Annotated in this window: 25 protein-coding genes; 7 read left to right on the plus strand and 18 right to left on the minus strand. The window is 70.5% G+C overall.

Features of this window, described 5'->3' with window-relative positions; all coding sequences use genetic code 11:
- The first annotated feature begins 152 nt into the window (after window positions 1-152).
- The 3 genes from ACZ63I_RS23765 (at window position 153) to ACZ63I_RS23775 (ending at window position 2,426) form a co-directional block, all read left to right on the plus strand.
- A complete protein-coding gene (locus ACZ63I_RS23765) occupies window positions 153-1,418 on the plus strand; it encodes a Twin-arginine translocation pathway signal (protein ID WP_469340996.1) in 1,266 nt (421 codons plus the stop codon).
- 1 nt (window position 1,419) lies between these two features.
- Window positions 1,420-1,737, plus strand: a complete 318-nt coding sequence (locus ACZ63I_RS23770; RefSeq protein WP_469340997.1) for a 4a-hydroxytetrahydrobiopterin dehydratase — start codon at window positions 1,420-1,422, stop codon at window positions 1,735-1,737.
- A gap of 227 nt (window positions 1,738-1,964) precedes the next feature.
- Entirely contained in the window at window positions 1,965-2,426 is a 462-nt protein-coding gene (locus ACZ63I_RS23775) for a hypothetical protein (protein ID WP_469341127.1), read from the plus strand.
- Window positions 2,427-2,619: 193 nt separating this feature from the next.
- Here ACZ63I_RS23775 and ACZ63I_RS23780 read toward each other — a convergent pair whose 3' ends face one another.
- Both ACZ63I_RS23780 and sodN read right to left on the minus strand, forming a co-directional pair.
- Window positions 2,620-3,159, minus strand: coding sequence for an NUDIX hydrolase (locus ACZ63I_RS23780; protein ID WP_041984484.1), 540 nt, complete (start codon window positions 3,157-3,159; stop codon window positions 2,620-2,622).
- A gap of 202 nt (window positions 3,160-3,361) precedes the next feature.
- Window positions 3,362-3,757, minus strand: coding sequence for a superoxide dismutase, Ni (gene sodN, locus ACZ63I_RS23785; protein ID WP_041984481.1), 396 nt, complete (start codon window positions 3,755-3,757; stop codon window positions 3,362-3,364).
- A 150-nt stretch (window positions 3,758-3,907) separates the two neighbouring features.
- Here sodN and sodX point away from each other — a divergent pair, with 150 nt between their 5' ends.
- Window positions 3,908-4,339, plus strand: coding sequence for a nickel-type superoxide dismutase maturation protease (sodX, locus tag ACZ63I_RS23790; RefSeq protein WP_469340998.1), 432 nt, complete (start codon window positions 3,908-3,910; stop codon window positions 4,337-4,339).
- Here the strand turns inward: sodX and ACZ63I_RS23795 are convergent.
- Complete coding sequence (locus ACZ63I_RS23795) at window positions 4,243-4,872, minus strand: CGNR zinc finger domain-containing protein (protein ID WP_469340999.1); 630 nt, start codon at window positions 4,870-4,872, stop codon at window positions 4,243-4,245. The genes sodX and ACZ63I_RS23795 overlap by 97 nt on opposite strands.
- Before the next feature lie 88 nt (window positions 4,873-4,960).
- Here ACZ63I_RS23795 and ACZ63I_RS23800 point away from each other — a divergent pair, with 88 nt between their 5' ends.
- The gene (locus ACZ63I_RS23800; protein ID WP_469341000.1) at window positions 4,961-5,722 is read left to right on the plus strand and encodes a class I SAM-dependent methyltransferase; all 762 of its coding nucleotides are present in this window, start codon (window positions 4,961-4,963) and stop codon (window positions 5,720-5,722) included.
- A gap of 65 nt (window positions 5,723-5,787) precedes the next feature.
- On the opposite strand, the gene ACZ63I_RS23805 is transcribed toward ACZ63I_RS23800, so the two are convergent.
- Genes ACZ63I_RS23805 through ACZ63I_RS23815 form a run of 3 tightly spaced genes read right to left on the minus strand, consistent with a single transcriptional unit; the run spans window position 5,788 to window position 8,514 of the window.
- The gene (locus ACZ63I_RS23805) at window positions 5,788-6,540 is read right to left on the minus strand and encodes an amino acid ABC transporter ATP-binding protein (RefSeq protein WP_469341128.1); all 753 of its coding nucleotides are present in this window, start codon (window positions 6,538-6,540) and stop codon (window positions 5,788-5,790) included.
- A gap of 8 nt (window positions 6,541-6,548) precedes the next feature.
- The gene (locus ACZ63I_RS23810) at window positions 6,549-7,517 is read right to left on the minus strand and encodes an amino acid ABC transporter permease (RefSeq protein ID WP_469341001.1); all 969 of its coding nucleotides are present in this window, start codon (window positions 7,515-7,517) and stop codon (window positions 6,549-6,551) included.
- Window positions 7,518-7,545: 28 nt separating this feature from the next.
- Window positions 7,546-8,514, minus strand: a complete 969-nt coding sequence (locus ACZ63I_RS23815; protein WP_469341002.1) for an ABC transporter substrate-binding protein — start codon at window positions 8,512-8,514, stop codon at window positions 7,546-7,548.
- Between the two features lie 425 nt (window positions 8,515-8,939).
- Between ACZ63I_RS23815 and ACZ63I_RS23820 the strand changes: the two genes are divergently transcribed.
- Both ACZ63I_RS23820 and ACZ63I_RS23825 read left to right on the plus strand, forming a co-directional pair.
- A complete protein-coding gene (locus ACZ63I_RS23820; RefSeq protein ID WP_469341003.1) occupies window positions 8,940-10,154 on the plus strand; it encodes an NAD(P)-dependent malic enzyme in 1,215 nt (404 codons plus the stop codon).
- 76 nt (window positions 10,155-10,230) lie between these two features.
- Window positions 10,231-11,193, plus strand: a complete 963-nt coding sequence (locus tag ACZ63I_RS23825; protein WP_469341004.1) for a zinc-binding dehydrogenase — start codon at window positions 10,231-10,233, stop codon at window positions 11,191-11,193.
- A 742-nt stretch (window positions 11,194-11,935) separates the two neighbouring features.
- Here ACZ63I_RS23825 and ACZ63I_RS23830 read toward each other — a convergent pair.
- The 12 genes from ACZ63I_RS23830 to ACZ63I_RS23885 form a co-directional block, all read right to left on the minus strand.
- The gene (locus ACZ63I_RS23830; protein WP_469341005.1) at window positions 11,936-12,850 is read right to left on the minus strand and encodes a PadR family transcriptional regulator; all 915 of its coding nucleotides are present in this window, start codon (window positions 12,848-12,850) and stop codon (window positions 11,936-11,938) included.
- A gap of 1 nt (window position 12,851) precedes the next feature.
- Window positions 12,852-13,727, minus strand: a complete 876-nt coding sequence (locus ACZ63I_RS23835; protein WP_469341006.1) for a DUF4097 family beta strand repeat-containing protein — start codon at window positions 13,725-13,727, stop codon at window positions 12,852-12,854.
- Window positions 13,728-13,811: 84 nt separating this feature from the next.
- A complete protein-coding gene (locus ACZ63I_RS23840; RefSeq protein ID WP_469341007.1) occupies window positions 13,812-13,988 on the minus strand; it encodes a DUF6104 family protein in 177 nt (58 codons plus the stop codon).
- A 91-nt stretch (window positions 13,989-14,079) separates the two neighbouring features.
- Window positions 14,080-17,928, minus strand: a complete 3,849-nt coding sequence (locus tag ACZ63I_RS23845; protein ID WP_469341008.1) for a multifunctional oxoglutarate decarboxylase/oxoglutarate dehydrogenase thiamine pyrophosphate-binding subunit/dihydrolipoyllysine-residue succinyltransferase subunit — start codon at window positions 17,926-17,928, stop codon at window positions 14,080-14,082.
- A 259-nt stretch (window positions 17,929-18,187) separates the two neighbouring features.
- The gene (locus tag ACZ63I_RS23850) at window positions 18,188-19,291 is read right to left on the minus strand and encodes a HAMP domain-containing sensor histidine kinase (RefSeq protein WP_469341009.1); all 1,104 of its coding nucleotides are present in this window, start codon (window positions 19,289-19,291) and stop codon (window positions 18,188-18,190) included.
- Complete coding sequence (locus ACZ63I_RS23855) at window positions 19,288-20,025, minus strand: response regulator transcription factor (RefSeq protein WP_469341010.1); 738 nt, start codon at window positions 20,023-20,025, stop codon at window positions 19,288-19,290. Before ACZ63I_RS23855 ends, ACZ63I_RS23850 begins: the two co-directional genes overlap by 4 nt.
- 241 nt (window positions 20,026-20,266) lie before the next feature.
- Window positions 20,267-21,001 (minus strand): spermidine synthase family protein, encoded by a 735-nt coding sequence (locus tag ACZ63I_RS23860; RefSeq protein WP_469341011.1) that lies wholly within the window; start codon window positions 20,999-21,001, stop codon window positions 20,267-20,269.
- 85 nt (window positions 21,002-21,086) lie between these two features.
- Entirely contained in the window at window positions 21,087-21,686 is a 600-nt protein-coding gene (locus ACZ63I_RS23865) for a hypothetical protein (protein ID WP_469341012.1), read from the minus strand.
- Entirely contained in the window at window positions 21,683-22,945 is a 1,263-nt protein-coding gene (locus ACZ63I_RS23870; RefSeq protein WP_469341013.1) for a hypothetical protein, read from the minus strand. Before ACZ63I_RS23870 ends, ACZ63I_RS23865 begins: the two co-directional genes overlap by 4 nt.
- Window positions 22,946-22,998: 53 nt before the next feature.
- Window positions 22,999-23,811 (minus strand): ABC transporter ATP-binding protein, encoded by an 813-nt coding sequence (locus tag ACZ63I_RS23875; protein WP_469341014.1) that lies wholly within the window; start codon window positions 23,809-23,811, stop codon window positions 22,999-23,001.
- A gap of 32 nt (window positions 23,812-23,843) precedes the next feature.
- Window positions 23,844-24,710 carry a zf-HC2 domain-containing protein gene (locus ACZ63I_RS23880; RefSeq protein ID WP_469341015.1) on the minus strand — a complete coding sequence of 289 codons (867 nt, stop codon included), beginning with the start codon at window positions 24,708-24,710 and terminating at the stop codon, window positions 23,844-23,846.
- The gene (locus tag ACZ63I_RS23885; RefSeq protein ID WP_469341016.1) at window positions 24,707-25,294 is read right to left on the minus strand and encodes an RNA polymerase sigma factor; all 588 of its coding nucleotides are present in this window, start codon (window positions 25,292-25,294) and stop codon (window positions 24,707-24,709) included. Before ACZ63I_RS23885 ends, ACZ63I_RS23880 begins: the two co-directional genes overlap by 4 nt.
- Window positions 25,295-25,313 lie beyond the last annotated feature (19 nt).

Raw genomic sequence — 25,313 nt, forward strand, 5'->3', positions numbered from 1 at the left:
CACCTTCGGCTGATGTCTTTTGAGGGGTAACCAGGCCAAATGGTGTACGCCTCAGCGGTTCTTTACCGATGATGGATTTCACGCCGAATGGGAGATAGGTCACGGCGTGGCCACGCGCGGCCACGTAGCGGCCGCGGCCGGGAGTGCGAGCGATGACACGAGAGACTGGAACTGCGGGCCGCAACGATGCGCTCAGGGCGGCCCGGTTACGTCGCGGCTGGCGGACGATCGACGCCGCAGCCAACGCGCTCCAGGCGCACGGGCAGCAGCTCCTGGACGACGTCCAGTTCACCGTGTCCGCGCGGACCTGGCGACGCTGGGAGAGCGACCGTCCCGGATGGCCGTCGGAGGAAACGGCGATCGTGCTGCACGACGCGCTCGACCGCTGGCCCGAAGACCTGGGCTTCACCGTTCCGCCGGGCTGGATCCGGCCGGAGCACCATGAGGAGGCGGACGTGCGCCGCCGCGCTCTCATATCCGTCACAGCCGCCGCACTCGTAGCCGGCCCCGTCGCGCCGCAACACGTCGACCCTGCCCTGATCGACTACTTCCAGCAGCAGTTGGAGGGGCACTACCGCGCGGACATGTTCCTCGGCCCGCATGACTTGATCGGTACGGTGGCCGCGCAGTATCAACTGATCGACAAGCTGGTCCGCAGCGCGAAAGGCGAGACTCGGCGGGGGCTGCTCCGCGTCGGGGCCGCGTACTCCGCACTCGTCGGCTGGCTGTACCAGGACGCCGGCGACATGGACGGCGCGAGCTTCTGGCGTGGTGTCACCCAGGAGATAGCCATGCGGTCCCGCGACCCGCACCTGATCGGCTACTCCCTCGTCAACCAGGCCCAGGTCCGGACCGACCTCGGGGACGGCTACGCGGTTGTCGATCTCTGCGAGGCTGCGATGGAGAACGCCACCCGCCTTGCTCCGAAGGTACGAGTGATGTCCCTTCAGCAATGGGCACACGGAGCCAGCCTCACCGACGACCGTACGGCCGTCGATGGTCTCCTCGATCAGGCGACCGGGCTCCTCTCCTCCGTGGACGACGACTTGCCCTGGGGCAACGCCTGCAGGCGCACCCCCGGCTACCTGAAGATCCAGCGCGCGACCTGTTACGGACGGCTCGGCCTCGGAGCGGAGGCTGGTGCACTGTGGGAGCAGGTTCTCGCGATCGTCCCCGAGACCGCCCGGCGCGACCGCGGCGTCTACATGGCTCGACAGGCCACAGCGGCAGCCACCGCACAGGAGCCGGACCACGCCCTCGAGATCGCCCGGGATGTGGTGACCGTCGCCGTCGAGACTCGGTCCGCACGCATGCGCAGGGAGCCGATCACTCTGGAGCAGGCGATGCGCCCGTGGCACGATGCTCCCGTCGGCCGGGACCTGGCGGAGGTGCTGGCACCGGTGACCGAGAGGGGATGACGTGGCTCAGGTACCAACGCCGCTGACCGACGAGGAGATTGAGGCGCGGCTGGCCGAGCTGCCGCTGTGGTCCCGCGCGGGGACCGAGATCACGCGGACCATCGAGATCCGCTACCACGCAGCCGTCGCGATGATCGTGCACATCGCCGACCGCGAGCGGCGCATCGGGCACCACGCGGACATCGACCTCCGCATGGACCACACCAAGGTCTCGGTCACCACGCACGACGCCGGATACCAACTGACGGCGGCCGACTTCGACCTGGCCGCACGCATCGACGCCATCGCGGCCGCGCACCAGTCCGTACCCCTCGACTGACATCCAATCGCACGAATGCGCCCCCTCCGAGCTTGCGCATCGGGCGGTCGAGGCGTCGTCGCTCACCCGGTCCGCGCGCGTGCGTGCGCAGTTGAGCACCCTCTACCCGTACACAGTCGGGCGTAGCGAGTCGGCAACCATGCGTGAGGCTCACGATAGTATCCGCGATCTGCTGTCGAGTTGATCGGAGTATGGGCGTGACGACGACCATCGCGGTAACCGGACACATGGACATCACGGCTGAGAGCGTGCCGCTCGTTCGTGCGGCGTTGCGTGAGGTGTTGCAGCCTTACACGGTCGACGGGTTGATCGGTGTGTCGTGCATCGCGGCAGGCGCCGACAGTCTGTTCGCCGAGGCTGTCACGGAAGTTGGCGCGCAGCTCGTCGTCGTGCTGCCCTCGAAGGACTATCGCGAGGCCAAGGTGCGCCCCGATCACGCTGCTGTGTTCGACCATCTCGTCGAGGCCGCCGTCGAGGTCGTCGTCATGCCGTACGACTCCGCGAACCGGGCGGCGTACGAAGCTGCGAACTCGGAACTGCTACGCCGAGCTGACCGGCTCGTCGCGGTGTGGGATGGCACTCCCCCCTCGGGCAAAGGTGGCGGAACGGCCGACACCGTGCTCGAAGCACGCGATGCCGGTCTCGCTGTCGACGTCGTATGGCCTTCGGGTGCCGCTCGCCGGGTGTGAGTTGCTGAGACGACGAACGCCCCCTGCCCGGCAGTAACTTGGGTTCTAACGGTCATCGCAACACCCGACCTTCATCGACTCACCACGAGTGAGCGGTCACGTCCAGGAGCTTCACCGCAGCATGCTGCCGTACGCCGGCGAGGCCCCCGTCCTGGCCTTCGAGCAACGCATGCGCGAGGCCCTCGGCTGATTCCTACGAGCCGCCGGTCGCCTCGTCCAGCAGCAGATAGAGCAGGCCGACCAGGCTGCCGCTGCTGACCACCTCGCGGCGGTCGATCATGCCCCGGATCTCCGAGATCGGAATCCACTCGATCCGGTCGGACTCGTTCACCTCGGTCGGTGGACCCGCATAGGAAGCGGCCTCCGCACGGAAAATGAAGTGCTCGGAATCGGTGATGCCGTTCGCGGGCTGCGCGTAGACCAGGGGTTTGACCCCTTCCACCCGCCAGCCGGTCTCTTCCTCCACCTCGCGGGCGGCAGCCTGCTCAGGTGTCTCGTCGGCCTCGATGAGGCCCATCGGAAGTTCCCAGCCCCAGGTGTCGGTGATGAACCGGTGCCGCCACATCATCAGCACGCGCTTCTGGTCGTCGACAACGGTCGCCACGGCGAGATGCCGCATCCGGACCACATGGTGTTCCCACCGCCGGCCGTCGGGCTGCTGGACGTCCACGAGCCAGAGGTTCACCCATGGGTTGCTGTAGATCTGCCGCTCGCCATGGACGGTCCACCGCATGAGCTCAACTCCCTTGTCACAGTGAACTATCCAGCATGTCACTCTGACGAGAATCCGTCCTCCTGGTTGGGGCAGTCGAGCTGCTGCACATGGTGACCCATGACCTGCGGCCGGGCATAAAAGACCGCACCCGGTCCGTCGTGGCCGCCGTGTTCGGCGGCCTGCGGGCCGGGTGCGGGGGTGCCAAGAGGGGGCGCCCAAGTCACGCCTTCTTGGTCTCCCAGAAGATCTTGTCGATCTGGGCGATGTAGTCCAGCGCCTTCTGGCCCGTCGCCGGGTCCGTCGAGGCCTTCGCCGCCGACAGGGCCTTCAGGGTGTCGTTGACGAGCTGGTGCAGCTCCGGGTACTTCTCGAAGTGCGGGGGCTTGAAGTAGTCGCTCCACAGCACCGAGACATGGTGCTTGGCGAGCTCGGCTCGCTGCTCCTTGATGACGGTGGCGCGGGCCTGGAAGTGGGCGTCGTCGTTGCCCGCCATCTTCTCCTGGACGGCCTTGACCGACTCGGCCTCGATGCGGGCCTGGGCCGGGTCGTAGACGCCGCAGGGGAGGTCGCAGTGGGCGCTGACCTTCACCTTCGGGGCAAACAGTCGGGAGAGCATTGAGCTGTCCTTCCTCGTGATCGTCTTCTCAGGTGGGACATTACTCCGTGAGAAGCCTGTTTTCGCGAGTGCCCCCGTGGGCTTAGGACAAAAGTCCGGCGTGAATATGAGACCTGTGGCGGAACATACGGTCGGACCGGGAGGTGCCGCATGACGGAGTCGGGGCGGGAGTCGGGGCGGGAGCCGAGAGTGCCGTTGGGGATCGCGGAGGTGACGGGTCCTTCGATGTACCCGACGCTCAAACACGGCGATCAGCTCCTGGTGCACTACCGGGCGCCCGTGAAGGCGGGCGACGTGGCGGTGCTCAAACACCCGTTGCAGCAGGACCTGCTCATCGTAAAACGGCTGATCGAGCGGCGCGAGGGCGGCTGGTGGGTGCTGGGGGACAACCCGGGCGCCGAGGGCGACAGCAGGCTGTTCGGGACGGTCCCCGAGGAGCTGCTGCTGGGGCGGGTACGGGGCCGGTACCGGCCGCGCGGCGAGGATCAGCGCTCGGTGCGCGGGGCGGTCTCCTGGCTGGTCTCCTCGGTGCGCCCGGTGCTCGCCGACCGCTCCGTCTCCAGGCGCTTGCGGGCCCGGTAGGCGGCGACGTTGGCGCGGGTCGCGCAGCGGTCCGAACAGTAGCGCCGCGAGCGGTTGGTCGACGTGTCGAGGTAGGCGTTGCGGCACGGCGCCGCCTCGCACAGGCCGAGCCGGTCGACGCCGTGCTCGGTCAGATGGAAGGCGAGCCCCATCGCGGCCGTCGCGGCGTACCCGGCGGTCGCGTTCGAGGGGTGCTCGGCGAGGTGCATGTGCCAGTCGGGGAGGCCCTCCTCGTCGAGGAGTTCGTGGCCGGAGATCTGCGGGCTGACCGGGAATTCCAGCAGCAGCGAGTTCAGCAGGTCGACGGCCCGGGTGGGCTCACCCGTGTCGGCGGCGGTGAAGACCGCGCGCAGCCGTGCCCTGACCGACCGGAAGCGGGTGATGTCCGCCTCCGTCGCGCGGCGGGCGAGCTGGGTGCTCGCGCCGAAGAGTGCGCGGACGTCCTCGACCGAGGTCAGGGTGTCCGTGCCACGGGCCGGCTCCTCGGTGTTGACCAGGCGTACCGCGTAGTCCGAGTAAGAGGCCAGTTCCACTTGTAGTCCTTACGGCTGCGTTCTAGAGTCGGGAGGGCCGACCGTAATGGCCGACTGACGTTCCAGGGTATTACTCAGGGGAGGGTTTATGACGGAGGCGACGACCGGCACCGACTGGCGGGCCTGGCAGCAGAGCTGGGACCAGCAGCAGGAGTGGTACATGCCCGACCGCGAGGAGCGGTTCCGGGTCATGCTCGACATGGTCGAAGCGGTGGTGGGCCCGCGGCCCCGGGTGCTCGACCTCGCCTGCGGTACGGGCAGCATCTCGGACCGGCTGCTGCGCAGGTTCCCCGAGGCGACCAGCACCGGCGTCGACCTCGACCCGGCCCTGCTCGCCATCGCCCGCGGATACTTCGCCGGCGACGAGCGGGTCAGCTTCGTGACCGCCGACCTGAAGGACCCCGGCTGGCCGGCCCTGCTGCCGTACGGGACGTACGACGCCGTCCTCACCGCCACCGCCCTGCACTGGTTCCACACGGAGCCGCTGACCACGCTGTACGGGCAGCTCGCCGGGCTCGTACGGGACGGCGGAGTCCTCATGAACGCCGACCACATGACCGACACCACCACCCCCGGGATCAACGCGGCCGAACGCGCCCACCGGCACGCCGCCATGGACCGCGCCAGGTCGGCGGGCGCGCTCGACTGGGCGCAGTGGTGGGACCTCGCGGCCAAGGACCCCGTACTCGCCGGACCCACCGCCGAGCGGTTCCGGATCTACGGGGAGCACGCCGAAGGTGACACACCGTCGGCCGACTGGCACGCGCGTACGCTGCGCGCGGCCGGCTTCGCCGAGGCGAGGCCCGTCTGGTCCTCGCCCGCCGACTCCCTCGTACTGGCGCTCAAGTAGCCGGCCGAGCGGCGCGGGACGGGTGGTACGGGCGTCCCTGCCCGTACCACCCGCGTTCGTGGCACCTACAGCACCTTCGACAGGAACGACTGCGTCCTGGCATGCTGCGGATTGCCCAGCACATCGCGCGGATGACCCGTCTCGACGACGATGCCGTCGTCCATGAACACCAGCGCGTCCCCGACCTCGCGCGCGAAACCCATCTCGTGGGTGACCACGACCATCGTCATGCCGTCGGCCGCGAGGTCGCGCATCACGTCCAGGACATCACCCACCAGCTCCGGGTCGAGCGCCGACGTCGGCTCGTCGAACAGCATCAGCTTCGGTTCCATCGCCAACGCCCGCGCGATGGCCACCCGTTGCTGCTGACCGCCGGAGAGCTGCGCGGGATAGTTGTCCGCCTTGTCGGACAGACCGACCCGGTCGAGCAGTTGCGCCGCACGCGCGCGGGCCGACGACTTCGACTCGCCGCGCACCTGCATCGGCGCCTCCATGACGTTCTCGACCGCCGTCATGTGCGGGAACAGGTTGAAGCGCTGGAAGACCATGCCGATGTCCCGGCGCTTCCTGGCGACTTCGCTGTCCTTCAGCTCGTAGAGCTTCTCGCCCTTCTGCCGGTAGCCGACCAACTCCCCGTCGACGTACAGCCGTCCGGCGTTGATCTGCTCCAGGTGGTTGATGCACCGCAGGAACGTCGACTTGCCCGACCCCGAGGGGCCGATCACGCAGAACACCTCGCGCGGCGCGACCTCCAGGTCGATGCCCTTGAGTATGTGGGCCGTGCCGAAGGACTTGTGGACGCCCTCCGCCTTCACCATGGCAGTCATCAGGCACTCCTCGGGCTGCGCAGGGAGGCCATGTTCGCCTTGACCTTCTGCCACGGGGTGGCAGCGAGACTGCGGCTCGTGCCGCGGGCGTACCGGCGCTCCAGATAGAACTGACCGACACTGAAGACACTGGTCATCGCGATGTACCAGATCGAGGCGACGAAGAGCATCTCCATCACCGCGTACGACGTGGACCCGATGCTCGACGTCGCGCGCAGCAGATCCGGATAGGTCACGGCGACCACCAGGGACGAGGTCTTCAGCATGTTGATGAACTCGTTGCCCGTCGGCGGGATGATGACCCGCAGCGCCTGCGGCAGCACCACCCGGCGCATCGTCTTGGCCTGGGTCATCCCGAGCGCGTGCGACGCCTCCGTCTGCCCCTCGTCGACCGACTGGATGCCGGCCCGGCAGATCTCCGCCATGTACGCGGCCTCGTTGAGGCCGAGCCCCAGCAGGGCGCACATGAACGGGGTCATGACGTCCGTCATCTCGTTCTTGTAGATGAACGGGATGTTCAGGATGGGGAAGATCAGCGCCAGGTTGAACCACAGCAGGAGCTGCACGTAGACCGGCGTCCCGCGGAAGAACCAGATGTACAGCCACGCGACGCCGCTGGTCACCGGATTCTTCGACATCCGCATCACGGACAGGATCACGCCGAGGACCACACCGAGCACCATGGACAGCACGGTGATCAGCAGGGTGCGGCCCGCGCCCTTCATGACACTGCTGTCGAAGAGCTTGTCCGAGACGGCGTGCCACTGGACGTTGCCCTGCGCGAACGCGTAGACCAGCGCCACCAGCAGGGCGACCACGATCACCCCGCTGAGCAGCCGCCCCCAATGCCGTACGGGAATGGCCTTGATGGCCCCCGCCGGGATCGCCGCCGCGCCCCCGGTGTCGGGCGCGGCGCTCCCGCTGTCGGGCGCGGCGCCGGCCGGTATCTTCTCGATCTTGTCACTCACCACGGCTGCCCCTCAGTACCGCGCCGACTCACTTGCCGCCGTTGATGGCAGCGGCGTCGATCGCGCCGGTCTGGGCGCCCCACTTGTCGAGGACCGCCTTGTACGAGCCGTCCTTGATGATCGCGTCGACAGCGAGCTTCAGCGCATCCCTGAGCTGGGTGTTCTTCTTGCTGACCGCGATGCCGAACGGTCCGGCGTCGTACTGCTCGCCGACGATCTCGAACGCGTTGCCGTTGTCGGCCTTGCGGGTCAGGTCGAGGGCGACCGGGTAGTCGTTGACACCGGCCACGGCGCCACCGGACTTCACCCGGGTCTGCGCCTCCGTGTCGTTCTCGAAGGGCTCGATGTTGATGGCCTTCTTGCCGCCGTCCTTACACGCCTTGGACTGCGTGTTCAGGGCCTCCTCGTACGTGGTGCCCTTCTGCACGGCGGCGGTCTTGCCGCACAGGTCCTCGATGGACTTGATGCCCTCGGGGTTGCCCTTCTTCACGTACACGGCGGTACCGGCGATGAAGTAGTCGACGAAGTCCACGCCCTCGCCGAGCTTCTTGCCCTTGTCGTCCAGGCCTTCCTGGCGCTGCTTGTTGTCGGTGATCGACGACATCGCGATGTGGTAGCGGCCCGAGTTCAGGGCGCTGATCAGACCGTCGAACGAACCGGACGTGAAGTCGAAGCGCACACCGAGCTGCTTGCCCAGTGCGGCGGCTATGTCCGGGTCGACACCGATGATCTTGCCGCCGGCCTCGGACTCCATCGGGGCGTACTCGGCGTTGGTGCCGACCTTGATGACACCGGCGTCCTGGATGTCCTTGGGCAGCTTGCTGAAGAGCGGCGCGGTCTTCGCCGTGCTGTCGGCGCCCTTGGAGCTCTTGTCGCCGGCGCTGTCGGTCTGGTCACCACAGGCGGTCAGGAGCAAGGCGCCCGCGACCGCTACGGCGCCGACCGCGACGATCCGGGACTTCGCTGCGGACGTACGGCGAGTGCTGCTTGCGGTCATGATCGGGGACCTCCGGCGGTCAGGGAGCGCTGGCAAGTGAACGGGCACGTACTTTCGGGTTTCGCGACCGTGTGTGATTACCGGCATCTTGCCATTCGGACTGGTCCATTCAGGGGCGCAGCCATGTCAAAATCGGGTAACGGGTCACCCCCGTCCCCCGCCGGCCGGCGCGTCACCACCGGACCATCTGCCGGGATGCCTTCCACCGGCCGGAGAATCTCCGGTTCCGCCAGCCCTTCGCGCGTGCGCGGGCCGGACCGTCCGGTAAGAAGGACGTTCACACCCCCTCATCCGGGGCTCAGGGCGCGTGTGCGGCGCGCCCGCGCGTGGTTGCGCGATGCCTGACGCAGCGACGCGGTGCCCACCCACCCCTCCTCAACCAGGAGTGGCCACCCTCAACTGATGAAGACCTAAGGGGTACGACCATGGCAGCGGAGATCGTCAATCCTCGCAGCGAGACCGATACGGCCGAAAGCGCTCCCGACGAGCCCTTCGATCCGGCCTTCGCGCTGCACCGCGGCGGCAAGATGGCCATCACGGCCACCGTCCCCGTGCGCGACAAGGATGACCTGTCCCTCGCTTACACGCCCGGCGTCGCGAAGGTGTGCACCGCGATCGCCGAGAATCCCGAACTCGTCCACGACTACACCTGGAAGTCCCAGGTCGTCGCCGTCGTCACGGACGGCACCGCCGTCCTCGGCCTCGGCGACATCGGCCCGGAGGCCTCGCTCCCCGTCATGGAGGGCAAGGCCATCCTCTTCAAGCAGTTCGGCGGGGTCGACGCGGTGCCGATCGCGCTCGCCACCACCGACACCGACGAGATCATCGAGACCGTCGTCCGGCTCGCGCCCTCGTTCGGCGGCGTGAACCTCGAAGACATCTCGGCGCCCCGCTGCTTCGAGATCGAGCGGCGGCTCCAGGACCGGCTCGACATCCCCGTCTTCCACGACGACCAGCACGGCACCGCCGTCGTCACCCTCGCCGCCCTGCGCAACGCGGCGCGGCTCACCGGGCGCGGCATCGGCGAACTGCGCGCCGTCATCTCCGGCGCGGGCGCCGCGGGCGTCGCCATCGCCAAGTTCCTGCTGGCCGCCGGGATCGGCGACGTGGCGGTCGCCGACCGCAAGGGCATCGTGAGCACGGACCGCGACGACCTGACCGACGTCAAGCACGAGATCGCCGCGCTCACCAACAAGGCGCGGCTCAGCGGCTCCCTGGAGGCCGCGCTGGCCGGCGCCGACGTCTTCATCGGCGTCTCCGGCGGTACGGTCCCGGAGCCGGCGGTCGCCTCGATGGCGCCCGGCGCCTTCGTCTTCGCCATGGCCAACCCGAACCCCGAGGTCCACCCCGACGTGGCGCACCGGTACGCGGCCGTCGTGGCGACCGGCCGCAGCGACTACCCCAACCAGATCAACAACGTGCTCGCCTTCCCCGGCATCTTCGCGGGCGCGCTCCAGGTGCGCGCCTCGCGCATCACCGAGGGCATGAAGATCGCGGCGGCCGAGGCGCTGGCGGACGTCGTCGGCGACGAACTCGCCGCGGACTACGTGATCCCGTCGCCGTTCGACGAGCGCGTCGCCCCGGCCGTGACGGCGGCGGTGGCCGCGGCGGCCCGCGCGGAGGGTGTGGCGCGGCGCTGAGGCGGCTGGCGCCGCTGACCGTTCTGGCGCCGTCCGTGCCCCCCACCGGGGCGCGGGCGGCGCTATCGTCATGGTCATGTTCGCCGCCTACGCCGCACGCATCGACCGCGACCAGCCCCTCAACGGCCTTGAACTGGGGGAGCGTCCGGCCCCCGAGAAGCGCCCCGGCTGGACGACCGTGACCGTAAGAGCCGCCTCCCTCAACCACCACGACCTGTGGTCGCTGCGCGGGGTGGGCCTCGCCGAGGACAAACTCCCGATGATCCTCGGCTGCGACGCCGCGGGCATCGACGAGGACGGCAACGAGGTCGTCGTCTACTCCGTCGTCGGCGCGACGGGCCACGGCGTGGGGCCGCGCGAGCCCCGCTCGATCCTCACCGAGCGCTACCAGGGCACGTTCGCCGAGCAGGTCACCGTCCCGGCCTGGAACGTCCTGCCGAAACCCCCCGAGCTGAGCTTCGAGGAAGCCGCCTGCCTGCCCACGGCCTGGCTGACCGCCTACCGCATGCTCTTCACCAACGCCGGTGTCCGGCCGGGCGATTCGGTCCTGGTCCAGGGCGCGGGCGGCGGCGTCGCCACAGCCGCGATCGTGCTCGGCAGCGCGGCGGGTCTGCGCGTCTACGCCACGAGCCGCTCCGAGTCGAAGCGCGCCCGCGCGGTCGAACTGGGCGCGCTGGACGCGTTCGAGCCGGGCGCGCGGCTGCCGCAGCGGGTCGACGCGGTCATCGAAACGGTGGGCGCGGCGACGTGGTCCCACTCGGTCAAGTCGCTCAAGCCGGGCGGCACGCTGGTCATCTCGGGCGCGACGAGCGGCGACAGCCCGTCGCGCGCGGAGCTGACGCGCGTCTTCTTCCTTGAGCTGAAGATCGTCGGCTCGACGATGGGCTCGAAGGACGAGCTGGAGGACCTGCTGTCGTTCTGCGCGACGACGGGGGTGCGGCCGGTGATCGACGGGGTGCTGCCGCTGGACGGGGCGCGCGAGGGGTTCGAGAGGCTGGAGCGGGGAGACGTGTTCGGCAAGATCGTCCTGACGACGTAGCGCGGTGTCGCCGTCCGGCGGGGGTTGTGGGTTTTGGCTGCGGTGCGTTTGCGTGTGCCGGGTTTTGGTTGCGGTCCGCTTGTGTGGTGCCGGTGTCCGGGGCCTCCGGAGGGGGGTGTCCGGACTGCTCGATCGCTAGAACTCCTACGCTTTACGTCCGGACACCCCCCTCCTGCGGCCCCGGCCCCCTCCCGCCGGTGGGCCCCCAGCCCGACGTCCGCGTGGACGCGGCTTGCGGGGCCCGTGCGGCCGGGGGCCGCGTCCCTGTCGTGGGCGCCCGGTCCCTTCCCGCCGGTGGCCGGGCACACCCGATCCGTGGCGCGGGCTGAAGGGGGTCGTGCAGGGGTGGTGTCCGGAGCGTAAAGCGTGATTTGTGGCGCATCTTGGCGGTCGCTCTGAGTCCGGGCGCACGCGCCGTAAATCGTGCAGCGCAGGACACGACCCCGGAACGGCTCCCGGCGACAACCGCAACCACGACCGGCAACCCTGACCGCGCCGGACGGCGACACCGCCCCCGGCGACAACCGCAACCCAGACCGGTCACCCCGAACCGCGCCGGACGGCGACACCGCAGCGCAGGACACGACCCCGGAACGGCCCCCGGCGACAACCGCAACCCAGACCGGTCACCCCGAACCGCGCCGGACGGCGACACCGCCCCCGGCGACCACCGCAACCAAGACCGGCCACCCTGACCGCGCCGGACGGCGACACCGTCGGACGGCGACACCGTCGGACGGGGTTACCCGGACGTTCCTACCCTCAGCAGCGCCGTGATGTGGGCCGCCGCCGTTGACAAGTGCCTGCGCGCCTCGCCCAGTTGCGTCTCCGTCACGCCGTTGTCCCGCGCCGCGTCGCGGATGTCGTCGCGGAAGCGGTCCAGCAGGCGGTCCAGGTCGCGGGCCGGGTCGCCCGTTTCCGGGGTGTCCTTCGCCCACTCCGGGCCGGCCGGCGACTCCGGCGCGGGGCGCGGGGCCGGGCCCGGGGGCCAGCTCATGCCGCTCAGTTGGCCCGCCAGTTCCGACAGGCCCTCCCTGACCCCCGTCGGCCAGTCGCCGCGCGCGAAGTGGCCCTGGACCTGGTCCTGGACCTGCTTGGCGATGCGCTGCATCTCCTCGCGCGCTGACTCCTGCGCCTCCTTCGCCTGGCGGCGCGCCTGCTGGGCGTCCTCGCGGGCCCTGCGCGATTCGTCCTTCGCGCGGCGGGCCTGCTCCTTCCAGCCCTGCTTGGCGGCGCGCCAGGACTCCGCGTCGTCCGGGGGCGACTGGCGGCGCGATTCGGACGCCGCCGCGCGCATCTCGTTGCGCAACTGGCCCGCCGCGCCCCGTACGTCGGCGCGGATCTCCGCGGCCAGTTCGGAGACCGAGTCGCGGATCTCCAGCTCCAGGTCGGCGAGTTCGCCGCTGCGGCCCGCCAACTCCTCGCGGCCCGCCTCGGTGATCGAGTAGACCTTGCGGCCGCCCTCGGTCGCGTGGGTGACCAGGCCCTCGGTCTCCAGCTTGGCGAGGCGGGGGTAGACGGTGCCTGCGGACGGCGCGTACAGGCCCTGGAAGCGTTCCTCCAGGAGGCGGATCACCTCGTAGCCGTGGCGCGGGGCCTCGTCGAGCAGCTTGAGCAGGTAGAGCCGCAGTCGCCCGTGGGCGAAGACAGGAGGCATGTCAGTGCTCCTTCGTTTCGGAAGCCGCCGGTCCGTCGGCGGTCGCCGCCGCCGGCCTCCGCAGCAGCGCGATCGAGCCGGAGACCGTGGTCGCCTTGAGCGTGCCGGTTCCGGCGCCGAGGTTGCCGGTGATCTTCTTGGCGCCCCACATGCCGCTGACGCGCAGGTCGTCGAAGGCGTTGGAGACCGAGCCGCTGGCGGTGTTCGCCTCGACCTTGGCGTCCGCGGGATGCGGCAGCCGGATCGCGACCTCGCCGGAGACCGTGGTGAGCTTGATGTCGGTGGGTTTGCCCGCGGGGTCGAGGTCGATGACCATGTCGCCGCTGACCGAGTCGGCCCGTACGGACGATCCGGCGCCCTCGACGAACGTCAGGTCGCCGGAGACCGAGTGGTACTGGAGGTCGCCGGTGACGGCCTGGGCCTCCAGGTTGCCGGTGACCGTGTCGGCGCGTACCGGCCCGGCGAGGCCGACGAGGGTCGTGTCGCCGTTGACGCCGCGGACGTCGGTGCGGCCCCGCATGCCGGAGACCATCGCGCCGGCGCCGACCACGCCGACCTCGACGTCCGCCGTCGCGGGGACGGTGAGCGAGACGACCGCGCTGCGGTGCCTGCCCTTCGGGTCGAGCCAGTCGAGGAACCCCTTCCAGGGCAGGTCCTCGTACGTGACGGTGAGCGCGGAGCCGCTGCGGGTCACGATCAGCGGCGGGCCCTCGATCTGCGAGATCTCCAGCCGGGCACCGCCCTGCGCGGCCAGCGTCGCCTCGTCGGCACCGACGACGTTGACCGTGCCGTTGACGATGCGCACGCTCAGCGAGGCCACCGGCTCCTCGAACGTGAGCTTTCGCGGCTCGGCGACGCGCCATGTCGATTCCGCCATTGCTGACCTCCCCAGTCACGACGCAACATATCGCGTCTTCTGAAAGACACGATATATCGCGGATGGGGGAAGTCAAGGCACGGCTTACTCGTCCTCGTCGTCCAGCCGGGCCAGCCAGGTCGCCAGCCGCTCCACGGGGACCTCGAAGTCGGGGTTGAGGTCGACGAACGTACGGAGCTGGTCGGCGAGCCAGTCGAAGGTGACCTCCTCCTCGCCGCGCCGCTTCGCCAGCTCCTCGATGCCACGGTCGGTGAAATACACGTCAGGCTCCTGGGGGTACGGGCACGGGGCCCGGCCCGCAGACGCTGCGGACCGGGCCCCGTGTGATGTCGGTTCAACCTGCGAGGGGACGCTACGCGTCGAAGACCTCGTTCACGAGCTGCTGCTGCTCCGTCTTGTGACGGTTGGCCGAGCCGACCGCGGGGGACGAGGAGTGCGGCCGCGAGATGCGGCGCAGCCGCTCGCCGTGCGGGACGTCCGCGCCGACGGCCAGGTCCAGGTGGTCGATCAGGTTGAGCGCGATGAACGGCCACGCGCCCTGGTTCGCCGGCTCCTCCTGGGCCCACAGGTACTTCTCGGCGTTCGGGAACTTGGCGATCTCCGCCTGGAGTTCCTTGCCCGGCAGCGGGTACAGCCGCTCAAGGCGGATGATCGCCGTGTCCGTGACGCCGCGCTGCTGGCGCTCCGCGTCCAGGTCGTAGTAGACCTTGCCGGCCGTGAAGACGACCTTGCGGACCGCCGACGGGTCCACGCTGTCGTCGCCGATGACCGGGCGGAACCCGCCGGTGGTGAACTCCTCCGCCTTCGACGCCGCCGCCTTCAGACGCAGCATCGACTTCGGGGTGAAGACGATGAGCGGCTTGTGGTGCGGGTTGTGGACCTGCCAGCGCAGCAGGTGGAAGTAGTTCGACGGCAGGGTCGGCATCGCGACCGTCATGTTGTTCTGCGCGCACATCTGCAGGAAGCGCTCGGGGCGCGCGGACGAGTGGTCCGGGCCCTGGCCCTCGTAGCCGTGCGGCAGCAGCAGGGTGACGCCGGACGTCTGGCCCCACTTCTGCTCGGCGGCCGAGATGTACTCGTCGACGATGGTCTGGGCGCCGTTGACGAAGTCGCCGAACTGGGCCTCCCACATGACCAGCGACTCGGGCCTGGCCAGCGAGTAGCCGTACTCGAAGCCCATCGCCGCGTACTCGCTGAGCAGCGAGTCGTAGACGTTGTAGTGCGCCTGGTCCTCGGACAGGTACAGCAGCGGCGTGTAGTCGTTGCCGGTGTCCTGGTCGACCAGGACCGCGTGCCGCTGGCCGAACGTGCCGCGCCGGGTGTCCTGGCCCGACAGCCGGACGGGGGTGCCCTCCATCAGCAGCGAGCCGATGGCGAGCGTCTCGCCCATGCCCCAGTCGATCGTGCCGTCCTCGACGGAGGCCGCGCGGCGCACCATCTGCGGCATCAGCCGCGGGTGGACGGTCACGCCGTCGGGGATGTTGACCTGGGACTCGGCGATCCGCTTGACGACCTCCTGGGAGACCGCCGTGGTCACCGAGACGGGGAACTCGGCCTGCGCGTCCGGGACATGCGTCGGACCCGGCTGCGAGGTGGCCTCGCGGACCTCCGCGAAGACCTTCTCCAACTGGCCCTGGAAGTCCTGGAGCGCCTGCTCCGCCTCTTCCAGCGTGATGTCGCCCCTGCCGATGAGCGATTCGGTGTAGAGCTTGCGCACCGAGCGCTTCTTGTCGATCAGGTTGTACATCTGCGGGTTGGTGAACTTCGGGTTGTCGCCCTCGTTGTGACCGCGGCGGCGGTAGCAGATGAGGTCGATCACGACGTCCTTGTTGAACGTCTGGCGGAACTCGAAGGCGAGCCGCGCGACGCGGACCACGGCCTCCGGGTCGTCACCGTTCACATGGATGATCGGCGCCTCGATCATGCGGGCGACGTCGGTCGCGTACATGGAGGAGCGCGCGGACTCGGGCGCGGCGGTGAAGCCGACCTGGTTGTTGATCACGACATGGACCGTGCCGCCGGTGCGGTAGCCGCGGAGCTGCGACATGTTGAGCGTCTCGGCCACGACGCCCTGGCCCGCGAAGGCCGCGTCGCCGTGCAGCGCGACGGGCAGCACGGTGAAGTCCGTGCCGGCCTTGTTGATGATGTCCTGCTTGGCGCGGGCGATGCCCTCGATGACCGGGTCGACCGTCTCCAGGTGGGACGGGTTCGCCGCCAGCGAGACCTTGATCTGCTCGCCGTCGAGCCCGGTGAAGGTGCCCTCGGCGCCCAGGTGGTACTTGACGTCGCCGGAGCCGTGCATCGACTTGGGGTCGAGGTTGCCCTCGAACTCCCGGAAGATCTGCGCGTACGACTTGCCCACGATGTTCGCGAGGACGTTGAGCCGGCCGCGGTGCGCCATGCCGATGACGACCTCGTCGAGCCGCGACTCGGCCGCCGCGTCGATGACCGCGTCGAGCAGCGGGATGACGGACTCGCCGCCCTCCAGCGAGAAGCGCTTCTGGCCGACGTACTTGGTCTGCAGGAACGTCTCGAACGCCTCGGCCGCGTTGAGCCGGCGCAGGATCCTGAGCTGCTCCTCGCGCTCCGGCTTGGTGCCGGGGCGCTCCACGCGGTCCTGGATCCACTTGCGCTGCTTCGGGTCCTGGATGTGCATGAACTCGATGCCCGTGGTGCGGCAGTACGAGTCGCGCAGCACGCCGAGGATGTCGCGGAGCTTCATCATCGACTTGCCGGCGAAACCGCCGACCGCGAAGTCGCGCTCCAGGTCCCACAGCGTCAGGCCGTGCTCGGTGACGTCCAGGTCGGGGTGCTTGCGCTGGCGGTACTCCAACGGGTCGGTGTCGGCCATGACATGGCCGCGCACCCGGTAGGAGTGGATCAGCTCGAAGACCCGGGCGGCCTTGGTGACGTCGTCGTCGTGCGAGGCGTCGATGTCCTTGAGCCAGCGGACCGGCTCGTAGGGGATGCGCAGCGACTCGAAGATCTCGTCGAAGAAGCCGTTCTCACCGAGCAGGAGCTGGCTGAGGATCCGCAGGAACTCGCCGGACGCCGCACCCTGGATGACCCGGTGGTCGTACGTCGAGGTCAGCGTCATGACCTTGGAGATGCCCAGCTTGTTCAGGGTGTCCTGGGACGTGCCCTGGAACTCCGCCGGGTACTCCATGGCGCCCACGCCGAGGATCATGCTCTGACCGGCCATCAGGCGCGGCACGGAGTGGACCGTGCCGATACCGCCGGGGTTGGTCAGCGACGCCGTGACGCCGGAGAAGTCGTCCATCGTCAGCTTGTTGGCGCGGGCCCGCCGGACGATGTCCTCGTACGCCTGCCAGAACTCGAAGAAGTTGAGCGTCTCGGCCTTCTTGATGGCCGCGACGACCAACTGGCGGTCGCCGTTGGCCTTCACCAGGTCGATGGCGAGGCCGAGGTTCACATGGTCGGGCTTGACCAGGGTCGGCTTGCCGTCCTTCTCCACGTACGAGTGGTTCATCGACGGCATGGCCTTGAGGGCCTGCACCATCGCGTACCCGATGAGGTGCGTGAAGGAGATCTTGCCGCCCCGCGCCCGCTTCAGGTGGTTGTTGATGACGATGCGGTTGTCGAAGAGCAGCTTCACCGGCACCGCGCGCACGGACGTGGCCGTGGGCAGCTCCAGCGACACCTTCATGTTCTTGGCGACGGCGGCGGCCGGACCACGCAGCGTCACATACTCGGGCCCCGCCGCCGCTTCGGTGTCCTTGCTCGCCGCTCCGCCGTTCGAAGCGGCCTTGGCCGCCGCCGGCTTGGCGACGGGCTCGGCCGGCTTGGCCGGAGCGGGCGCCGTGGCTACGGGCTTCGCGGGAGCGGCCGCCTGGGCGGGAGCCGCGGGCTGCGCCGGGGCCGCGGGTGCGGCGGGCGGAGCGGGTGCGGCTGCCGCCGGCTGGGCCGGGGCGGGCGCCGGTGCCTGCGCCGCGGGCGCGGCGGTCACCGCAGCCCCCGCGGCTGCGGTCTCCGCCGGCTTGTCCGCCGCGCCGGACGAACCCGGCTTGTAGTCGGCGAAGAAGTCCCACCAGGCACGGTCGACTGAGTTCGGGTCGTGGAGGTACTGCTGGTAGATCTCGTCGACGAGCCACTCATTGGGCCCGAAGGCAGCGGCAGGGTTCTTCCCCTGCCCGTCTGCGTCGGTCGAGATGCTCGGGTTACTGGTGGACTGAGACGACACGGCGTGAACCGCCCTCTTCCGCTTCACAAAAAGTAATGGACAGCGGGAATCAAGGCTACGCCTACCGGGCGCGCAGGTGCAGGCCGGGCGTGCCATCGTCGTGCAAGTCACATCCGACAGCGGGTTTCAGCGTATGAAATGGCGGGAAACAAACCCGGTTCACCTTCACCGGGACTGTCCGGAGCCCCCGATTGCGGAGAGTGGCCAGGCTCATGGGCCGCCCGTCCCCGACTCCGTATCCGAAGATCGTGCGCTTTCCTTACGAATTGTACGTCAACCGGGTGTTCTGCGGGACTCCCGGAAGAGTGACCCGTATCCGGCAGCCGCGCGCCGATTCGGCCACTCCGATGCGGCCGCCGTGCAGATCCACCGCCCAGCGGGCGATCGCGAGACCGAGACCCGTACCGCCGTCCGTACCGGGTCCCGGGGCCGGGGTGTTGCCCCGGTTGAACCGCTCGAAGACCCGGCTGCGCTCCGGCTCGGGGATGCCGGGACCCTCGTCCAGCACCTCCAGGTCCAGCGACTCGGGCTGCGGGCCGCGCCGGGCCCGTACCGTCACCCGGCCGTGCGCCGGGCTGTGCTTGACAGCGTTGTCGATCAAGTTGGCCACGACCTGGTGCAGCCGCTCGGCGTCCGCGTGCGCGGTCAGCTCGGGCGGCGAGACGTCCAGATGCAGATGCACGTCCGTACGGGTGTGGTTGCCGGACCCGGAGCTGAGGCCGCGCTGCGAGGCCGCCAGATTGGCCTCCTTGAGCACGCCCGACAGATACGGCCACACCTCGAAGCGGCGGGCCCGCAGCGGCACCACGCCGTTGTCGAGCCGCGACAGGTCCAGCAGGGTCTCCACGAGCCGGCCGAGCCGCTCCGTCTGGCTCAGCGCCGTACGCATCGTCTCCGGGTCGGCGGCCGACACCCCGTCCACGACGTTCTCCAGCACGGCGCGCAACGCCGCGATGGGGGTGCGCAGTTCGTGCGAGACGTTGGCGACCAGCTCCTTGCGGTGCCGGTCGACCGCCTCCAGGTCGTCCGCCATGCGGTTGATCGTGGAGGCCAGGTCGCCCAGCTCGTCCCGCCGGTCGGCGCCGCTGACCCTGCGGGTGTACTCGCCGTGCGAGATGCCCTTCGCGACGGTGTTCATCTCGTCCAGCGGCGCGGTCAGGCCGTGCGCCACGAACTGGGTGATGAGCAGCGTCGCGATCACCGAGAAGACAGTGATGAACCGCAGCTCGGTCTTGGTGCGCAGGGCCACCATCAGCAGCCCCGTCGTGATGAAGACGGAGACCACGACGAGGGTGCCGAGCTTGGCCTTGATGGAGAACGGGCGCAGATTCCTGCTGGGCGGGCGTCTGCTCGGCAGGTTCATGGCGCCGGGGTCTCCAGGGCGTACCCGACGCCGTGCACCGTACGGATCCGCTCGGCGCCGATCTTCCGGCGCAGCGCCTTGATGTGGCTGTCGACGGTACGGGTGCCCGAGGCGTCCGCCCAGTCCCACACCTCGGCGAGCAACTGCTCGCGGGAGAGGACGGCGCGCGGGGTGTTCGCCAGGCAGACCAGCAGGTCGAACTCGGTCGGCGTCAGATGGACGTCCTCGCCGCGCACCCGCACCCGGCGCTGCGCGTGGTCGATCTCCAGCTCGCCCAGGCGCAGGATCCCGCTGCGCGGGGTCACGGCGGCCAGCGCTGCCCGCTCGACGCGGCGCAGCAGCACATGCACCCGGGCGGCCAGCTCCCGCATGGAGAACGGCTTGGTCATGTAGTCGTCGGCGCCGACCCCGAGACCCACCAGCATGTCGGTCTCGTCGTCACGCGCCGTCAGCATCAATACCGGCACCGGGCGCTGGGCCTGCACCCGGCGGCAGACCTCCAGGCCGTCGAAGCCGGGCAGCATGATGTCGAGGACCATCAGATCCGGCTGCCACGCCTCGGCTGCGTCGACGGCCGCCGGGCCGTCGAGCGCCGTCTGGACCATGAACCCCTCGGCCCGCAGCCGCGCCGCGATGGCGTCGACGATCGTCGCGTCGTCCTCCACGACCAGGACCCGGCGCTGGGCGCCGGGCGTCGCCGCGACCCCGTTCTGGCTGGTGTGTGTCTGCTCCATCGCCCCGCCCCTGCTACGTGTTCGCTGTCCGTGCTGCTCGTACCGCGGTCATTCGTGTGCTGGTCTTCGTGTGCTGGTCTTTGTGCTGTGGTCTTTGTGCTGTGGTCGTCGTGCTGTGGTCTTCGCCGCGGTGTGCGCGCCGCGCTCCTCGTACCGCCGGTGTCACCGTCCGCGCGCGTCCGCACACCGTCGGAAGGAACCCTGTGTGGGGAGCAGCGTAGAGGCAGCGAAGGGGTCTCGGCTACGCAGTGCGAACCCCGAGGTGGACCACGTCGGGCACTCCCCGGGCAACCTGGATCTCTTGGGTGGTTACCCCGTTGAATCCGGCATTCCGCAACGCATCGCCAAAGGTCGGAGAGGGTTGCGCGGACCAGACGGCGAGCACGCCGCCCGGGTTCAGCAGCGCCCGGCAGGCGGCCAGTCCCGCCTGTGTGTATAGGCTTTCGTTGCTCTCGGTCACGGTCCAGTCCGGGCCGTTGTCGATGTCCAGGCAGAGCGCGTCGTAGCGGTCCGTCGTGGTGTGCACGTGCTCCACCAGGTCGGTGTGAAGGATCACAGTCCGCGGGTCGACCAGCGCGGCGCCGGAGATCCTGGCCAGCGGCCCGCCGTGGTGCCAGGCGATGACGGCGCGCTCCCGCTCGACCACCGCGATCCGGCCCCAGTGCGGATCGGCCGCCGCGTGCGCGAGCGAGAAGCCGACGCCGAGGCCGCCGATGAGGACCGACGGCATACTGTTGCGCCGCTCCTCGCTCAGCGCGCCGAGCGCGGCGTCGATCAGCAGCCGCTCGGAGCGCCCGTCCGACGTGTCCATCAGGAACGTCCCGTTGGCGATGATCTCCAGCCGGTCGCCGTGCCGCCGCAGCACGACCTCGCCGTACGGCCCGTCCCTGCGGTCCAGCGTGACGGGCACGGCGTCGGGATCGGGAAGGGTGTCGGGCACGGTACGGATCCCTTGTTCGGTCGTCGGAAGCGACATGCTCCCCGCCATCCTGGTACATCCCGGCGCGCCGTCGGCGGCCGGGACGATCCGGTACCCGTGCTTGTGCCCCGCTTACGCGCCGTCAGCGCTTGTCGGGGCGGGCGCCGCGCCACGCGTACAGCGCGGCGCCGCAGACGTACGTCCCGCACGCCGCCAGCCAGGCACCCGGCTGCGGTCCCGGCTGCATCGGCCAGGCCCAGAGCGTGGCGACACCGCCGTGCGTACGGGGCGCCGACAGATAGGTCCCGCTGAGGTAGACGGTCGTCGGCAGCCAGCTCAGCCGCGCCCCCAGCAGCGCCGCCGACCCGGCCGCGATGCCGGTCGCGCCCAGTACGTTGCGGACCATCGCCTGCGCCCCGAACACGTCGGTACCGCCCGGCACGGCCGCCGCCAGGCCGCCGGCGGCCAGTGCCGTCAGTGCCAGCAGATGGGCCAGCCTGCGCGGCCACCAGGCCCGTACCGCCGTCCGGTCCAGCTCGTCGCTGGGGGAGTACAGCCCGGTCCCGACGATCCCGGCCGCCAGCATCGGCGCGAGCGTGACGACCGGGATACGGGCGGTGTCGCCGTACCGCCGGGCCGCCTGGAGTTCGTACGCCGCCCAGCCGGCCAGCAGCGCCGCCGCGACCAGCGAGGCGGCGCCCGCCGGCAGCGCACGGGAGCGCAGGTACAGCGCACGGCTCATGGGACGGGCACCTGGGCCGGGTCGCAGCGGTCGGCGGCGAGATAGCGGGTGAGGTAGGTGCGGGTCTGCGCGGCGTCCATCGCTTCCAGCCGTTTCAGGTAGGGCCTCGCGCTCCGCCCCCAGGGGGACGTCGCGAACCTGCGGCGTGGCACGAGCCATTGCAGGACGGCCGTCTCGATGTCGGCGGCGCGCTCGTTCAGCGGCGTGTCGACCGTCTTCGACGGGCAGTCCGCGCTGCTCAGAAGCGCGCCCGCAGCCCCCTCGGCGAACTGCTCCGAGTGGGTCAGCCGTCCCCGTACGGTGTCGTCGATCAGGTCCGGCAGCTCCACATCACCGGGACGTCGCGGGACGGGGTAGTGCACCCAGCGCTCGGGCGCACCCGGCACCCCGCGCAGCTTGGCGTCGACCCCGGCGAGCGCCTGCCGCATCTCGGGCAGCATGTTCCGGTCGACCGCAGGCACGCAGAGCCGTGGCACCCCGTCGTCGCAGACGGGCCGGACGGCCGCCGGATCGTCCCGCCACAAGCCGTCGCCGGTCGTCGCGATCGGTACGGCCGCCGCGACGGCGAGCGCGAGCGGGAGCAGTGCGGTGAGTCGGCGCCGCGCGGCGAACGCCAGCAGCGCGGTGGCCGCCAGCCCGCCCGTCCACAAGCTGCTGGCCGGACCGAACCACCACAGGGGCTCCTGCAACGAGGAGTCGTACTCAAGGGCAGGATCCAGCCAACGGGCGCTCGACCGCACGTACCCCGGAATGCCCAGTGCGACATAGGTGAGGACAGCGAGCACGGGTGCGACGAGCCGCCAGGGCAGCAGCCGGCCGATGACGAAACCGAGCGTGCCGAGTGAGCCGATCGCCACGGCGTCGGCCGCGATCAGCGACACGTACGGATGCCCGCCGCCGGTGTACGGCCAGGTGGCGGTCAGACAGCAGGCCGCCGCTACGAGATAGCCGGCGGCCGGCCACAGCGCGGCGGGGGCGGCAGCGACGAGGGTCTGCCGCAGCCTGCTCCTCGGAAAGGTGGCGCGCAGCTTGTCCGTGCCGCGCCGGTGCTCCCTGCCGCCCTGCCAGCAGCCGGCCGCGACGGCCAGCGGTCCGCCCAGCAGCAGACCCGCGACGCGCAGCAGATCGGTGGTCTCCGCCCAGTGCTGCTGCCACTGGTCCGCCTTGCTGTACATGGTGACGCCGACGAGGACGGCGAGGGCGACCCCGGTCCATGGCCCGGTGCCGCGCAGCAGCTCAGGACGGAGTACGCGGGTCACGCCGCCGGTCTCCCGGCCTGCGGCCGGAGCTGCCACGGGGGCTGTCACGAGACTCATCGCACGCCCGCCCGGTGGGTCCGCAGCGCCGCCGTATAGCCGCGCTCGATCGGGTTGGCGTCGCGTTCGTCGGCGCCGGTCGGGTCTGCGCCGCTGCCCTCGGCACCGGCGGCGGTCAGTTCCGCCGTGGTGCCCCGGAAGGCGACCCGGCCCGACTCCAGCAGCGTCACTTCCGAGCAGGCGGCGGCGACGTCCTCCACCAGATGCGTCGAGACGATCACCGTGGCCGCGCTGCCCACTTCGCGCAGCAGCGCCCTGAACTCCACGCGCTGCTCCGGGTCGAGACCCGCCGTCGGCTCGTCGAGCAGCAGCAGATCCGGGTCGTTGACGATCGCCTGCGCGATGCCGACGCGGCGCACCATGCCGCCCGACAGCGTCTTGATCTTCGCGTCGGCGCGCGCGCCGAGTCCCACCCGCTCCACGGCGCGCTCGACCGCCTCGGCCACCCCGTGCGCGGGCATCTCTTTCAGCCACGCCACGTACGAGACGAACTCCCGCACGGTGAAGCCCGGGTAGTAGCCGAACTCCTGCGGCAGATAGCCGAGCCGCCGCCGGAGCGCCGAGCGGGCCCGCCGGTCCGCCACGTCGTGCCCCAGCAGCTCCACGTGTCCCTCGGCCGCCGCCGAGACCGTGGCGAGCACCCGGATCAGGGACGTCTTGCCCGCGCCGTTCGGACCGAGCAGCCCGTGCACCCCCGTGCCGAAGCCGAGCGTCACGGCGTCGAGGGCGACCGTCCTTCGGTGTCTGACCGTGAGCCCCCGCACGGCGACCGTCTGTTCCGCCACTGTCCGCTGTCCCTTTTCTTCCATCTTTCGTGACCGGTCTCTCGTGTCTCGTTCCGTCATGAGGACCCCGCCCAGTCGTACGCCTGCCGCCGCAGCGCCAGCAGTCCCGCGCAGAGCAGGGCCGCCACCGCCCAGCCGCCCTGCGCCGCCGCGCCCGCCAGGAGCTGCGACAACTGCTCGGCGAGCGCGCGGGTCGGCGGCAGCGGTAGGTCGTCACCCGTGCGTGGGTGTACGGCGGGTGCCGTCGCCACCACCAGCAGCCATCCACCACCCACCACGGCCGTCGCCGTCCGGCAGCCGGTGTACGAGCCGAGCGCCAGCGCGGCCAGCGTCAGCGTCAGCCCCGGCAGCAGCCAGGCGGCGGCCCCCGGTACCCCGGCGTACGCGGGCAGCAGGGCCCCGGCGAGCGTCAGCAGCGGCAGGCTCGCGGCCAGTACGGCGGCGGTGCGGGTGAGCAGCAGCCGCAGCCCGCCGCCCGGGGTCGAGGCGGTGATCTCGTGCATCGGGTCCGCGTACGGCCCGTACGAGACGGCGACGCCCGCGAGCGGCAGCACCGGCGCGAGCGCCAGCAGCACGGGGCGCCCCCCGGCGTACCCCGCGCCGTACGCGAGAGCCACCGCCCCCGCCGCGACCAGCACCAGCGCCACCGCCCAGGCCCCGCGCAGCGCGGGGCCCGCCGCCCACAGCAGGCGGGCGACGGCGCCGGTCCTGCCTGCCGGGGGAGCGGGCGCCGCGGCGAGCGCGGCGGCCCGCACCTGCGCCAGTACGGGTCCTGCGGCGCCCGCCCGTACCGCCGCCGACACCCGTACCGCGCACGGCCCGCACGACTCGACGTGCTTCTCCAGCGACCAGGCGTCGGGCTCGCGCGCCGCGCCCGCCGCGTACACCTCCGCCAGGCGATCCGTCACATGCCAGGTCGTCATGCGATGCCTCCCAGGCCCGGTCCGGGCGCGACCCGGCCGAGTTCCAGGCGCAGTTCCCTGCGGGCGCGCATGGCGCGGGTCTTGACCGTGCCCTCCGGTATGCCGAGCAGCCGCGCGGTCTCGCCGGTGGTCAGCCCGTCGACGACGGTGGCGCGCAGCACGTCGCGCAGTTCGGGGGAGATCCGGTCGAGGGCGGCGCCCACGTCCCCGTACTCAAGACCGGTCAGCACCCGGTCCTCGGCCGAGGGGGCGGCGTCGGCCGGTTCGTACGCCACGCGCGTGGCGCGTTCGGTGCGCTCCTGGGCCCGCCGGGCGTCGACCAGCCGACGGGCGGCGATCACCCACAGCCAGCCGCCGGCCTCACCGCCGCGGTGTCCTGCGGCGGAGCGCCAGACGGCGACGAAGGTGTCCTGGAGGACCTCCCGCACGATTTCGGGATCGGCGCAGCGCCGGGTCAGCCGCGCGTGCAGCCAGCCCGCGTGCCGGTCGTAGAAGACGCCGAGCGCCTCGGCGTCCCCTTTGGCGACGGCGCGCAGCAGCGCGTCGTCGGCCAGGTCTCCCCCCACGGGGCGGAACAGTCTCACGCCCTGTCTGTCGCTCGCG

The sequence above is a fragment of the Streptomyces sp. NPDC087906 genome (genome assembly GCF_055584925.1).